This window comes from Brevibacillus panacihumi W25 (genome assembly GCF_000503775.1).
In the GTDB taxonomy this organism is placed as follows: Bacteria; Bacillota; Bacilli; order Brevibacillales; family Brevibacillaceae; genus Brevibacillus; species Brevibacillus panacihumi_A.
The window spans coordinates 1187182-1200642 of sequence record NZ_KI629782.1 but is presented as its reverse complement, the minus strand read 5'-3'; the positions used below and the strand labels follow the sequence as shown (position 1 = coordinate 1200642).

The 13461-nt window shown below is 54.1% G+C and carries 10 protein-coding genes and 1 pseudogene; 8 read left to right on the top strand and 3 right to left on the bottom strand.

The genetic code is table 11. The features are described from left to right. Positions 1–2: 2 nt before the first annotated feature. From T458_RS35125 to T458_RS35110, 5 genes are read left to right on the top strand one after another with little or no spacing between them, the layout of a single operon-like run. Positions 3–977: an ABC transporter ATP-binding protein gene (locus tag T458_RS35125; RefSeq protein WP_023555714.1), complete on the top strand. Its 975-nt coding sequence runs from the start codon at positions 3–5 to the stop codon at positions 975–977. Next, positions 974–1936, top strand: coding sequence for an ABC transporter ATP-binding protein (locus tag T458_RS0128440; RefSeq protein ID WP_031305454.1), 963 nt, complete (start codon positions 974–976; stop codon positions 1934–1936). Before T458_RS35125 ends, T458_RS0128440 begins: the two co-directional genes overlap by 4 nt. A 45-nt stretch (positions 1937–1981) precedes the next feature. After that, positions 1982–2887, top strand: coding sequence for an N-acetylmuramic acid 6-phosphate etherase (gene murQ / locus T458_RS35120; protein WP_023555711.1), 906 nt, complete (start codon positions 1982–1984; stop codon positions 2885–2887). 21 nt (positions 2888–2908) lie between these two features. After that, positions 2909–4324, top strand: a complete 1416-nt coding sequence (locus tag T458_RS35115) for an FAD-binding oxidoreductase (protein WP_023555710.1) — start codon at positions 2909–2911, stop codon at positions 4322–4324. Continuing rightward, positions 4317–5621: a (Fe-S)-binding protein gene (locus T458_RS35110; protein WP_023555709.1), complete on the top strand. Its 1305-nt coding sequence runs from the start codon at positions 4317–4319 to the stop codon at positions 5619–5621. Before T458_RS35115 ends, T458_RS35110 begins: the two co-directional genes overlap by 8 nt. A gap of 75 nt (positions 5622–5696) precedes the next feature. Here the strand turns inward: T458_RS35110 and T458_RS35105 are convergent. Continuing rightward, positions 5697–6932 (bottom strand): annotated as a pseudogene (locus T458_RS35105) (pyridoxal-phosphate-dependent aminotransferase family protein). A 252-nt stretch (positions 6933–7184) separates the two neighbouring features. Between T458_RS35105 and T458_RS35100 the strand changes: the two are divergent. Then, positions 7185–8453: a cation:dicarboxylate symporter family transporter gene (locus T458_RS35100; RefSeq protein ID WP_023555708.1), complete on the top strand. Its 1269-nt coding sequence runs from the start codon at positions 7185–7187 to the stop codon at positions 8451–8453. A gap of 76 nt (positions 8454–8529) precedes the next feature. Here T458_RS35100 and T458_RS35095 read toward each other — a convergent pair whose 3' ends face one another. Beyond that, on the bottom strand, positions 8530–9396 hold the full coding sequence (locus tag T458_RS35095) for a MurR/RpiR family transcriptional regulator (protein ID WP_023555707.1): 867 nt from the start codon (positions 9394–9396) through the stop codon (positions 8530–8532). 84 nt (positions 9397–9480) lie between these two features. Next, positions 9481–10839 (bottom strand): aspartate aminotransferase family protein, encoded by a 1359-nt coding sequence (locus T458_RS35090; RefSeq protein WP_023555706.1) that lies wholly within the window; start codon positions 10837–10839, stop codon positions 9481–9483. A 98-nt stretch (positions 10840–10937) separates the two neighbouring features. Between T458_RS35090 and T458_RS35085 the strand changes: the two genes are divergently transcribed. Continuing rightward, the gene (locus T458_RS35085) at positions 10938–12176 is read left to right on the top strand and encodes a dicarboxylate/amino acid:cation symporter (protein ID WP_031305452.1); all 1239 of its coding nucleotides are present in this window, start codon (positions 10938–10940) and stop codon (positions 12174–12176) included. 129 nt (positions 12177–12305) lie between these two features. Next, on the top strand, positions 12306–13262 hold the full coding sequence (locus T458_RS35080; protein WP_023555704.1) for a Gfo/Idh/MocA family protein: 957 nt from the start codon (positions 12306–12308) through the stop codon (positions 13260–13262). Positions 13263–13461 lie beyond the last annotated feature (199 nt).

The window sequence follows — 13461 nt, the reverse complement described above, 5'->3', positions numbered from 1 at the left end:
CCATGACAGCCATGCTACAAATCAGCGATTTACGCACTTCTTTTTTGCAAGCGAAAGAAAAGCTTACCGTCATCGAGGGGGTCAGTCTGACTGTTGAGCCAGGCGAGACTGTCGGCGTCGTAGGCGAGTCAGGCTGCGGGAAAAGCGTCACCAGCCTTTCTGTGATGCAGCTATTGGGACGAAATGTACAGCTGGAGGGGAGCATCCGCTTTCAGGGGAAAGAACTCCTCTCCTTGACAGATAAACAGATGGAAGCCATTCGCGGCAATCAGATCGCGATGATTTTTCAGGAACCGATGACCTCGCTCAATCCGCTCCATACGATCGGCAAGCAAATCGGGGAACCGCTCCGCCGCCACCTGGGATTGAACCGGCAGCAAGCGAAGGAACGGACGATCCAGCTTTTGAAAGAGGTCGGCATCCCGCGTGCAGAGGAGATCATCAACGACTATCCGCATCAATTATCCGGCGGGATGAGGCAGCGCGTCATGATTGCGATGGCGATGGCCTGCACGCCCAAGCTGTTGATCGCCGACGAACCGACGACCGCTCTGGACGTCACGATACAGGCGCAAATCCTGGAACTGATGAAAAAGGTGAGGGATGAGCATGGAACCTCCATTCTGCTGATCACCCACGACCTGGGGGTCGTCGCAGAGATGTGCCATCGCGTGATTGTCATGTACGCCGGACAGATCGTCGAAGAGGCAGACGTCAAACAGCTTTTCGACGAGCCCAAACATCCCTACACACGCGGACTTTTGGGCTCAATGCCAAGTCTGAACACCAATCAGGAGAGATTGGATGCGATCCCGGGAGCCGTGCCGCTGCTGCAGGAAATGCCTGCGGGATGCCGTTTTGCACCGCGCTGCCCGGAGGCGATGGAGATCTGCCGGAACAAAAATCCGGAGTTGTTGACCATCTCGGATACGCAAAAATGCCGCTGCTGGCTGTACGGTGAGGAGGAAGCGCAATGACCCAACCACTGCTGGAAGTGAAGGCATTGACCAAGCATTTCACGAGCAAGCAAGGATTTTTCAACAAAGAAAAAGTAGTCCGGGCAGTCGACGGGGTCAACCTGACCGTCTATCCGGGCGAAACCGTCAGTATTGTTGGCGAATCCGGCTGCGGCAAGTCGACGACCGGCCGCTGCATCCTCCGCCTGATCGAGCCAACGGACGGTGAGATCTGGTTCGAGGGGGAAAATATCCGCAATTTGAACGAGGCCGAGCTGCGCAAGGCGCGCCGCAACATGCAGCTGGTCTTTCAAGACCCGTTCGCCTCGTTGAATCCACGCAAGACGATCGGTCAGATCCTGGAGGACCCGTTGATCGTTCACGGGATCGGTTCGGCAGCCGAAAGACGCAAGCAAGTGGAGGAAATGATCGGAATCGTCGGATTGTCCAAGCAGCAGTTGAACCGGTTTCCGCACGAATTTTCAGGTGGACAGCGTCAGCGGATCGGAATCGCGCGTGCGTTGATCCTGCGTCCTAAGCTGATTATTGCGGATGAGCCGGTCTCCGCCCTGGACGTATCCATCCAGGCGCAAATTTTGAATCTCATGCAGGATCTGCAAAAAGAGTTCAAGCTGACCTATCTGTTTATTTCCCATGATTTGAGCGTAGTACGCCATATATCGGACCGGGTAGCCGTCATGTACCTGGGGAAAGTGGTGGAGGTAGCCGACAAGAAATCCTTGTATGAAAAACCGACCCATCCTTACACGCAGGCACTGCTCTCGGCAGTTCCCGTACCCGATCCACACCAGACGACACAGCGCATTATTTTGGAGGGAGACATGCCGAGTCCGGCGAATCCTCCTGCTGGCTGCACGTTTCACCCGCGCTGCCGTCATTGCATGGAGATCTGCAAAACAACAGTCCCTCCGCTCAAAGAACAAACAGCCAGCCACTGGGTCTCTTGTCATCTGGAGTAACGAGAGCTTGCCGCGAGTATGAGAACAGAGGAGGTTGGAGCGAAGATGATGGAGAACTTGCAAGGTTTGATGACTGAGGAAAAAAATAGCAATACCACGGATCTGGATTGTTTAAGCTCCAGAGAAATCGTACAACGGATGAACGACGAGGATAAAAAGGTTCCCTACGCGGTGGAAAATGTACTCGATGAAGTGGCCAAAGCGGTCGACATGATCGTGGCTTCTCTAGAAAATGAGGGACGGCTCTTTTACTTCGGGGCAGGAACGAGCGGCAGGCTGGGCATTCTGGATGCCTCGGAGTGTCCGCCGACCTTTGGGACACCTCCAGAGCTGGTGCAGGGTGTGATCGCCGGGGGACAGAAAGCCATGGTCCGCGCCGTAGAAGGAGCAGAGGATTCCGCAGAACTGGGACGAGATGATGTGCGCATTCACGGGGTAACGGAGCGGGATGTCGTCGTGGGCATCGCCGCCAGCGGTCGGACGCCGTACGTGCTGGGTGCGCTCAAGGAAGCCCAGGCGATCGGGGCCAAGACCATCTCTGTCTCCTGCAATGAAACAGCGATCATCAACGAAGGTGTCGATGTCGCGATTGGAGTGGTGGTCGGTCCAGAAGTATTGACCGGTTCCACTCGCTTGAAAGCAGGAACAGCGCAGAAGCTGGTGCTGAACATGCTGACTACTGCGAGCATGATTCGCTTGGGAAAAGTGTACGGCAATCTGATGGTCAACGTACAGGCGACCAATCAGAAGCTGCGGGAGCGGGTAAAAAGAATCATCATGGAAGTGACCGGAGTCAGCTACATGGAGGCGGAAAAGCTCTCCACACTGGCAGACGGGGATGCCAAAACAGCGATTTTGATGCGTTTGACCGGGACGAGCAGGGAAGAGGCCATGCGTCTGTTGAAACTAACCAAGGGAAGAATCCGGGAAGCGATCCAGCAGTACAGTTAGAAAAAGGAGAGGAGGATTCCCATGCTGTCAGATGCGATAAAAGCTGAGCTTCGCGCTATCGTCGGGGAGAAGAACTGCCTGGACCGACAGGAAGCGCTGGTCGCCTATTCGTATGATGCGACACCGATGCAGCAGGCTTTGCCTGACGCCGTGGTGATGCCCGCAAGCACAGCGGAGGTGCAAAAGGTCGTGCAGGTGGCAGCCCGCCATCAGATTCCGATCGTGACGCGCGGAGCCGGCTCCAACCTGTGCGGTGGGACCGTCCCAGTCGGCGGCGGAATCGTCATGAGCTTGCATCGGATGAATCAAATCGTCGAAATCGACGAGCAAAACCTGACCATCACCGTACAGCCGGGTGTTCGCACCGTGGATATTCATCAGGCGGTCGAAGCAAAAGGCTTGTTTTATCCGCCTGACCCGGGAAGCATGGTCATCTCCACGATCGGCGGCAACATCGCGCTCAACTCTGGAGGGCTGCGCGGCTTGAAATACGGGACGACAAAGGATTATGTACTCGGTCTGGAAGCCGTATTGCCGAATGGAGAAGTGATTCGCACCGGGGGCAAGCTGATGAAGGACGTAGCGGGATACGATCTGACCAAGCTTTGGGTCGGGAGCGAAGGGACATTGGCAATCATCACGGAAGCGATTCTCAAGCTGATTCCCAAGCCGACTACCCAGCGCGTCATGCTGGCGATGTACGCGGACATGGAGCAGGCCGCCCGCTCTGTGTCTGACATCATCGCCAACCGGATCATCCCCGGGACACTCGAGTTTTTGGATCAGGGAACGATACGCGTCGTCGAGGATTTCAAGCAGATCGGTCTGCCGACGGATGTAGCCGCGATTCTTTTGATCGGGCAGGACGGAGAAGCCCAGATTGTAGATCGGGACATGGAGCGCATAGCTGAGATCTGCCAAAAGAATCAGGCTGTTCAAATCAAGGTAGCGAAGACAGACGAAGAAGCCGACGAAGTCATGACAGCGAGAAGAAGCGCTTTGGCAGCCCTGTCGCGGATGCGCCCGACGACGATTCTGGAGGATGCGACAGTGCCGCGTGCCCAGATTGCGCCGATGGTCGCTGCCATTCAGGAAATTACGGATCGTTTTGGTCTCAACATCTGCACGTTTGGACATGCGGGGGATGGCAATCTGCATCCGACCTGCATGACGGATGCCCGCGATCATGAAGAGATCGAGCGGGTGGAGCAGGCGTTTGAAGAGATTTTCGCTGCCGCGATCGACTTGGGCGGCACCATCACGGGAGAACACGGGGTGGGCATCGTCAAGGCGCCGTACCTGGAATGGAAGGTCGGGGCTGCCGGGATGGAAGTGATGAAGGGCATCAAGCGCGCCTTTGATCCGCATAATCTGCTTAATCCCGGCAAGATGTTTGCCAAGGAATCCCGGAACAGAGTGGTGGTCAACCGTGCTTAAAGAAGCCTTGCAGAAAAATCTCGACTATGAAGAACTGGCCAACTGTATGCGTTGCGGCTTTTGTCAGCCCGCTTGTCCGACCTTTCGCGAGACTGGCTATGAGGCAGCTTCCCCACGCGGTCGGATCGCCTTGATGAAAGCCGTGGCAGACGGCGTCATGGAGCCGGATCAGGACTTTGTCGACCAGATGAATCTCTGTCTGGGCTGCCGTGCCTGCGAACCTGTTTGTCCGGCAGGCGTCCCATACGGACAATTGATCGAACAGACTCGGGAAGCGATCGAACAGGTGCAGGAGCACCCCTGGTATGTTCGCCTGGTGCGCAAGACGGCGTTTACCCATCTGTTTCCGCATCAACGCAGGCTGAACCTGCTTGGGGGACTGCTTGGCTTTTACCAGCGTTCCGGTTTGCAGACCGCTGTGCGCAAGCTCGGTGTCTTGAATATCCTCCCGAAACAGATGCGAGAGATGGAAGCCATCATGCCGGATGCTTCAGCAAAAAGCCTGACGGACCGCCTGGGAGCGACGGTCATCCCTGCCGTCGGGGAGCGCAAGCGGCGTGTCGGCATGTTTCACGGCTGCATCATGGACGTCCTGTTTCAGGATACGAACATCAATACAGTCCGCCTTTTGGCCGAAGCAGGCTGCGAAGTGGTGATTGCGCCAGATCAGGTGTGCTGCGGCGCCCTCCATGCCCACAGCGGAGAGCGTGAAGCAGCGAAAAGCCTGGCCCGCAAAAACATCGCGGCTTTCCAGGAGGCCGAGGTGGATCTCATCATCTCCAATGCCGGAGGATGCGGAGCGTTGCTGCAGGAATACGACCACCTCCTCCACGACGATCCGGAGTGGCAGGAGCAGGCCAAATGGTTCGCGGCACGGGTCAAGGACGTAAGCGAGGTCTTGACGATGTCCGCAGAGCCCCAAGCGTGGGATCCCCTGCCGCAGCGCGTCACCTACCAAAGCTCCTGTCATCTGCGCAATGGCATGAAGGTGACAAAAGAGCCTGTGAACCTTTTGCAATCCATTCCGGGCGCAACTTATGTGCCGTTGAAAGAAGGCGACCGCTGCTGCGGCTCGGCCGGCATCTACAATCTGGTGCAGCCGGAGATGGCAGGCAGCCTGCTGGATGAAAAAATGGGTCATGTGGCAGCGACCCAGGCTGACATTCTCGTTACCTCCAATCCCGGCTGTCTCTTGCAGATGAAAGCAGGCATCAAGCGAGCAGGACTGGAGGACCGGATGGAAGCCGTTCATCTGGTCGACCTGTTGGCGCGTGTGCAGAAAAAAGAGGCGAACTGAATACAGCCCTGATCGAATTCCCGTTCATTGCCGGGATCAGATCGGGGCTGTTTTTTGTGGTCGTGCTCAGTGGAATCAGATATTTTGCTTGGTCTCGTGATAGACGTCAAGCGCAGCCTGGACTGCTCTCCCCAAGGGGATCTTGGCTCCATGGCGCTGCAGTACGGCTTCCAATGCTCCCAGTAGATGCAGGATGTTTTTCTTGCGGCAGCTGTAGCCCATGGTGCCGATCCGCCAAATTTTCCCCTTGAGCGGACCGAAGGAGCTGGCGATCTCGATGTGAAAATCATCGAGCAGCATGGCGCGGACCGATTCGCCGTCCACTTCATCGGGAATCGTGATGCAGGTTACGACGGGAAGTTTGCAGGCTGGATTTCCGTAGAGCGTCAACCCCATGGCGTCAAGCCCGCGTACCAAGGCTTTTTCATGCAGCCGATGGCGGGCAAATCGCTCCTCAAGCCCTTCCTCCAGTACAATCCGCACTCCTTCTTACAGAGCGTACAGCATGGTTGTCGCTTCCGTGTGATGATTGAGCCGCGTCGGACTCCAGTAATCCATCAGCTGGCTCAGATCAAAGTAGTTGCTGCGGATCATCCGCTCTTGTCCGAGCGAAGCAGCTTGCGGCTCTGCCAATCCCCGCTCGATCTTTTTTCGTTGGCGCAAGACCGTCTCTACCCGTTCATTGAAGGTAATCGGGGCCATTCCTGAGGGGATCGACAAGCATTTTTGCGTCCCGCCGATGCACGCATCGATTTTCCACTCATCCACCTTGACCTGCGTTCCTCCGATGGTAGCGACGGCATCGACGACAAACAGAACATCCTGCATGCGGCAGGCTTCCCCGATTTCTTGCAAGGGCTGGATGCGTCCTGTCGAGGTTTCTCCATGCACCATAGCTACGATTTTCGGCCGGATGCGTTTGATCTCTGCAATCACCTGCTCTGGTGCAAAAACTTCTCCCCAATCCGTCTCCATCGTTGCCACCTGGGCACCGTACCTCTCCGCAATTTCTACCAGCAGATGTCCGAAGCGCCCATAGATCGGCACCAGCACCAGGTCGCCAGGTTCGATCAGACTGCACAAAACCGCTTCGATGCCTGCCCGCGAGGTCCCATCGATGGGGTAGCACCACTCGTTCTCCGTCTGAAAAAGCTTCCTCAGCATCTGCATCGTTTGATTCATGATGTGAGTAAATTCTGGATCGAATTGACCCAGTATCGGAGTGCTCATCGCACGCAAAACTCTTGGATCTGCCTCGACTGGACCCGGTGTCAGGATTGTCCGCAGGGAAGGAGAGAGCTCTTTGAACATACGTACCGCCTCCTCGATCGATTATCCTTGCCAGAAACGTTGTAAAAGACTTACACATTGCGGACCAAAGTCCTTTAAAAACGATAAAAATTTCAGTATATTTTTAATTTATACATTTAATTTTAATGTAGTTTAAAAATTCTAAAACCACGGTTTTGTTACAAATTCGTGATATATTAAAGACCTCCCTAATTCGTCACTAGTGTCAGCGGCCTTCTTGCAGATTTACATCATGGATAGTGAGGTGTCAGGATGAAACGATTTGGTTTAGCGATTCAAATTGTCGTTGGTCTCATTCTGGGTATTCTCGTGGGTGCTATTTTCTATGGCAACCCGGCCGTGTCTACCTACTTGCAGCCGATCGGCGATATTTTTCTTCGCCTGATTAAAATGATTGTCGTTCCCATCGTTATCTCCACGTTGATCGTGGGCGTAGCCGGTGTGGGGGATATTAAAAAGCTGGGGAAAATTGGCGGTAAAACCATTCTCTATTTTGAAATCGTTACCACGATTGCGATTGTGATTGGTTTGCTCGCAGCCAATGTGTTCCAGCCTGGTGTAGGCGTAGATATGTCTACCCTGCAAAAAACAGATATCCATACTTACGTGGAGACAGCCGAGACAACGCAGAGCCACGGATTTGTAGAGACGTTCGTCAACATCGTTCCGAAAAACGTGTTTGATGCCATTGTGCGTGGTGACATGCTGGCGATCATTTTCTTCTCGGTTCTGTTTGGATTGGGTATTGCGGCTGTAGGAGAGAGGGGCAAACCAGTGCTTGCCTTCTTCCAGGGTGTGGCGGATGCCATGTTCTGGGTCGTGAATACGATCATGAAATTTGCTCCATTCGGGGTATTCGCGCTAATTGGGGTAACCGTTTCCAAATTTGGACTGAGTTCACTGATTCCACTAGGCAAACTGGTTCTGCTGGTTCATTTTGCGATGATCTTCTTTATTCTCGTGGTTTTGGGCATCATCGCCCGGATCAGCGGAATTCGCATCACGCAGATCATTCGCATTTTGAAGGACGAGCTGCTGCTTGCCTACTCGACCTCCAGCTCTGAGACCGTTTTGCCAAAAATCATGGAAAAAATGGAGAAGCTGGGATGTCCGAAGGCGATTGCCTCGTTCGTCATCCCGACTGGGTACTCGTTTAATCTGGACGGTTCCACGCTGTATCAAGCACTGGCCGCATTGTTCATCGCCCAAATGTACGGGATTCACATGCCGATCAGCGCTCAGATCACGTTGATGCTCGTCTTGATGGTGACATCCAAAGGGATTGCCGGTGTACCGGGCGTATCGTTCGTCGTACTTTTGGCTACACTCGGTTCGGTAGGTATCCCACTCGAAGGACTGGCCTTTATCGCGGGTGTTGACCGTCTGATGGATATGGCTCGCACCGTGGTAAACGTAGTCGGAAACTCTCTGGCTGCCGTTGTCATCTCCCGCTGGGAAGGACAGTTCGACACAGCCAAGGCCAAGAAGTACCTTAGTGAGATTTCAGGGAAAGCCGCTTAACACTATGTTGATTATATAAGAAGAAAAGGCGTGTTTGGGCCATGAAAAGCTCAAACGCGCCTTTTTTGTCGTTCATTCATTTCTTCGGATCATAATAAATCCCCAGCTCCTGCCAGGATTCTTCCATCTCATTCAGCAGATTCGTCGCCACATCTGCATCCTTGAGCGACATCGAGCGCAGGATGGCGGTCAGCAAAGAGATGGGCGCAACGAAGGAATCCATATGCGACGCGATGCCTGTGGGGGTAAACAACACCTCATCGGCGTATTGGCAGAGAGGGGAGGAGGGGTAGTCGGTGATGACGACGATCCGTGCTCCTCTTTTTTTCCCTGCCGCCAGACAATCAACGATAAAGCGCGTGTAGCGGGCAAAGCCGATTCCCACGAGGACATCTCCGGGAGCGAGCCGCAGGATGCGGTCTACCGTGCGCGGCTCGCCACTGAAGAGATACGTTTCTTTGTTCAACAAATTCAGGTAAAAATCGAAAAACATTCCGAGCGACAAGGAGCCGCGAGAACTGGCAATGCCGATGCGGTTGGCTGTCGTCAGCAGCTGTACGACTCGCTCGAGGGCGTTCAGATCGATTCGCTCCATCATCAGCGCCAGATTGTTCATATCTTCCTCAAAATGCTGCAGGACCGTTTGCTGCTCGGCCTTCGTCGCATTTCGCGATAGCTGGAAGCGTTCCCCGGTCGTCAGCCGAGAGCGAACCAGCTCCTGCAGCTCGCGGGAAAGGGCGGGAAAGCCGGAATAGCCAATAAATGTGGCGAATCGAGTGACCGTAGATTCGCTGACGGCAGCTTCTCTTGCCATTTCTGCTACATTATAAAAGGCCGCAGACTCTGGATCGCGCAGGATGAGATCCGCAATCGCCTGCTGCGACGGACTCATCTGGGGATAGAGCTGGGAGATTTTCAAGAGAACAGTAGGACCTTGATTCAAATGGGATCACCTCGTATACAGTCCAACAAATGCTGGGTTAAGTATACGATAGGATGCACATGGAGACAATCATCCCCCCAACCCTTATGCCAAAGGGTCTTTTTTCAGTGCGGCCATGCTTTTGTCAAAGGCGTCGAGAGTAGCCTTGATTTCCTCAGGTCCATGCGCCGCCGACATCGAGAAGCGATTCAGGGGCTTGGAATAGACGCCGTTTTCCATCAGCAAATAATCCAGCGCCAGACGAAGCTGGTTGTGGTTGGCCCCGAGATCACGGTAGTGGTGAACATCTTCCTGCGTCGTCAACACGTTGAAGATCGTGCCTGTTCCGAGCGTCTGCAGCGGCAGGCCGTACTCCTTCGCCAATTCGTCAATGCCTGTGCGCAGCTCGAGGGTACGTTGGACGATTTGATCGAAGTTGCCGGGCTGTTTCAGATAGCGAATCGTCGCCAAGCCTGTCGCGATGGACAGCGGATTGCCGTTGAAGGTGCCGCTGTGGAAGACGACCTCGCTCTTTTTATGGGAACGCAGAGGAGATGCCAACTCCATGATCGAGCGCTTTCCTCCCACGATGCCGATCGGGAATCCGCCGCCGACCACTTTTCCCAGCGCCGTCAAGTCAGGTTCTACATCGTAATAGGTTTGCGCGCCGCCTACCTCGATGCGGAAGCCGGTCTTCACTTCATCAAAAATCAGGATGATTCCTAACTGTTTGGTCAAGTCACGCAGGTTTTTCATGAACTGCGGCTCTGCAGCGATATAGCCGGAAAGCATCGGTTCCATGATGACCGCAGCAATTTGAGCTGCCTTTTCGGTGAGAATGCGCTCGCACGCATCCCAGTCATTGAACGGCAGGATGACGCTGTGCTCACGGTAGTAGTCCGGGGTTCCGAGGGATTCCGGTACAGGCAGTGGGGCTGTTGCTGCGCCTGCTGCTCCCACCTCCGGGTTCACGCTTTGCAGGACGTGATCATGTGCCCCGTGATAATGGCCTTCAAATTTTGCGACATGTGTCCTGCCAGTGGCCGCCAGCGCCAGACGCAGGGCGAACAAAGTAGCTTCCAGTCCGGAGTTGGTGAAGCGGATTTGGTCAAAGCTGGGGAACAAAGCGACCAGTTCTTCCGCCATATCCAGTTCCAGCGGATGGGTGGCACCGAAGCTGCTCGTTCCTTGCTCGTCCCAGACTCGCTGGACGGCTGCCATTATCTCAGGATGATTGTGACCGAGCATCAATGCCCCATAGGAAAGAAGATAGTCTACGTAGGCGTGACCATCTACATCGTGTAGTGTCGCGCCTTTTGCTTTTTCAAAAATGATCGGAAACGGCGCAAAATAGCGAAGATTGCCATTCACGCCTCCAGACATGGTTTGTTTGGCTTTTTCAAAGAAAGCAGCGGAATGGGGACGGTTCGATTGAAAGGCTGTCTGCAGCGATGAAATTTTCATTTCATTACCTCCTTGTTTGTGAAATTATTATTGCATGAATGCATTTCTTTTGCAATAATCACTTCAAGGGCGTGAATTTTTTGAACAGGAGGAATGTTATGAAGACGAGATTTGCCTTTTATATTTTAGCAGCTACCATATTGGGCGCCATATTTGGTCACTTCTTTCCCGAGATCGGAAAAGATATCAAGATTTTGGGCGATGCCTTTATCCGTTTGCTCAAGATGATTGTGATTCCCGTCATTGTCACGACGCTGCTGGTAGGGATCGCGGGAATCGGCGACATCAAACGGATGGGCCGGATCGGAGTCAAAACGGTGATCTGGTTTGAGTTCATCACGACTCTCATCCTCTTCATTGGCCTTGCCATCGCCAACCTGGTACAGCCGGGCAAGGGACTTGACCTGAGCAATCTCCCGCAGGCTGATATCTCCAACATTTCTGCCAATACCTCCAAAGTGCTGGATGGAAGCACCTTGCTGCTCAACATCATCCCCACGAATATCATTGATGTCATGGCAAAAAATGATCTTCTCGCCGTCATCTTCTTCTGTATTATGTTCGGGATTGCCCTGGTGAAGCTGGGCAACGAGGCAAAGCCGTTCGTCTCGATCATTGAGATTGCTTCTAAGGCCTCCTTTCAATTGGTAAACATGGTCATGCTGGCGGCGCCCATCGGCGTATTTGCGCTCATGTCTGCGACGATTGGCACGTATGGAATCGGATTGATTATTCCTCTCTTGAAACTGATTGGAACCGCTTACTTGGGATTGGCTGTTGTCGTGTTCGGGTTGTTTACCGTGATCGCATTCCTGCTGCGAGTCCCACTGCGAGAGATCTACAAAATGGTGTGGGACCTGATGATCGTAGGGGCATCGACCGGAAGTACGGAAACAGTCGTCCCGCAGCTCATGCAGCGCCTGGAAAAGTACGGGGTCCCGAAGTACATCACCTCGTTCGTCATCCCTGCTGGAATGCCCTTGAATTCCGACGGCACGACGCTTTACCTGACGATTGCAGGACCTTTTATTGCCCAGGCATTCGGGATTGACATGACTTGGTCGCAACAACTCATGATGGTCTTGTTCTTTATCGTGACCAGCAAAGGAGTCGCCGCTGTACCGTCATCATCGATGGTAATCCTGCTGGCGACGATCACGGCAGTCGGTCTGCCGCCGGAAGGGGTCGCCTTGATCATCGGGATCGACCGCATCATCGATATGGCTCGTACAGCAGTCAATGTGTTTGGACATGTCTTCTCGTGCATCGCTGTGGCCAAGTGGGAAGGCGTCTTCCGCAAAGAGCCTCACCCGGTTGAAGAGCAGGTTGCCGGCTAGGAACTCAAAAGCAAGAGCCTGGAGAATGTGTCCAGGCTCTTTTGCCGATTTGGAAAGGAAAGCAGGAAAGCTTTTACCCGATCTCGAAGGGAGGGAGGAGTAAAAACGGACAGATTCGGAGGATGGAAAATGAGCGAAAAAACATACAAAGTCGGGATCATCGGTGCGGGAGTGATGGGGGATCGGATGATTCAAGCCATTGCGAACCACTCGCGCTACCAGGTGGCGGCCATCAGCGACATCTCGGAGGAGCGGGCCAAGGAAGCGGCGAAGCAGGCGGGAGATGCCGCGTGGTACACGGACTATCAGGAGATGCTGGATGACATGCACATCGATCATGTCTATCTGGCTGTGCCGCCCAAGCACCATCATCCGATCGCTTTGGAGGTATTGAAGCGCAAGAAGCATCTGCTGTGCGAAAAGCCGTTGGCCAACTCGCTGGCAGAGGCCCAGGAAATGCTAGAAGCTGCAGAAGCGGCGGGGGTCGTCCATGCGATGCACTTCCCGATGTACTACCAAACCGTATTGCCGCAAATGATTGCCCGTCTGCCCGAGCTGGGCACGATTCGCCGCATCGATATTCTCACCCACTTTCACCAATGGCCGCGCCCCTGGCAGCAGGCTGCCTGGCTGGCGGGACGGGAGCAGGGCGGATTCATCCGAGAGGTGCTGCCCCATTTCGTCCATCTTACTTATGCGCTGTTTGGAGATTTGCAGGTGATCCGCTCCGATGTGGATTACCCAGCTGATCCCGAAGCGTGTGAGATCGGGGTAGCAGCTTATCTGCAAGGTCCCGACGGAACTCCGGTCACCATTAATGGCTTGGCAGGAATCGCCCATCAGGAACACCTGGACTACCGCATTTACGGGACCAAGGGGACGCTTAGTCTTGTAAACTGGACGAACCTCCATTTCGGAAAAGAGGGAGAAGTGCCCCAGCCCGTCACTATTCCCCTCAACGAGCGCCTGATCCAGCTTCTGGACGAAATAGTGAAGAAAATGAACGGAGAAGAGGCGAGACTCGTGACCTTCGATACAGGTGTAAAAGTGCAGAAGGTGCTGGAGGATTTGCTTGGTAAGGCTTAATGCAAAAAATGAGAGTGCGCTCAGCACTCTCATTCTTTTATTTATTTTTTTGAGTTGATAGCTATTAGCTACGAGGGAGAATCAGGTTTCCGGTCACAGCCCATTGCGTAGTCCCACCTAGCGGAGCGACGATTGGCGGGAAAAAGAATCGCAACCCTGCGCTACTTCGTAGCGTCGGCTGCTTTTGCGATTCCCCGCC

Excerpts from the sequence above, each read along its gene's own strand:
- T458_RS35125 (WP_023555714.1), top strand. The coding sequence starts at position 3 with ATGACAGCCATGCTACAAATCAGCGATTTACGCACTTCTTTTTTGCAA.
- T458_RS0128440 (WP_031305454.1), top strand. The coding sequence starts at position 974 with ATGACCCAACCACTGCTGGAAGTGAAGGCATTGACCAAGCATTTCACG.
- murQ (WP_023555711.1), top strand. The coding sequence starts at position 1,982 with ATGATGGAGAACTTGCAAGGTTTGATGACTGAGGAAAAAAATAGCAAT.
- T458_RS35115 (WP_023555710.1), top strand. The coding sequence starts at position 2,909 with ATGCTGTCAGATGCGATAAAAGCTGAGCTTCGCGCTATCGTCGGGGAG.
- T458_RS35100 (WP_023555708.1), top strand. The coding sequence starts at position 7,185 with ATGAAACGATTTGGTTTAGCGATTCAAATTGTCGTTGGTCTCATTCTG.
- T458_RS35090 (WP_023555706.1), bottom strand. The coding sequence starts at position 10,839 with ATGAAAATTTCATCGCTGCAGACAGCCTTTCAATCGAACCGTCCCCAT.
- T458_RS35085 (WP_031305452.1), top strand. The coding sequence starts at position 10,938 with ATGAAGACGAGATTTGCCTTTTATATTTTAGCAGCTACCATATTGGGC.
- T458_RS35080 (WP_023555704.1), top strand. The coding sequence starts at position 12,306 with ATGAGCGAAAAAACATACAAAGTCGGGATCATCGGTGCGGGAGTGATG.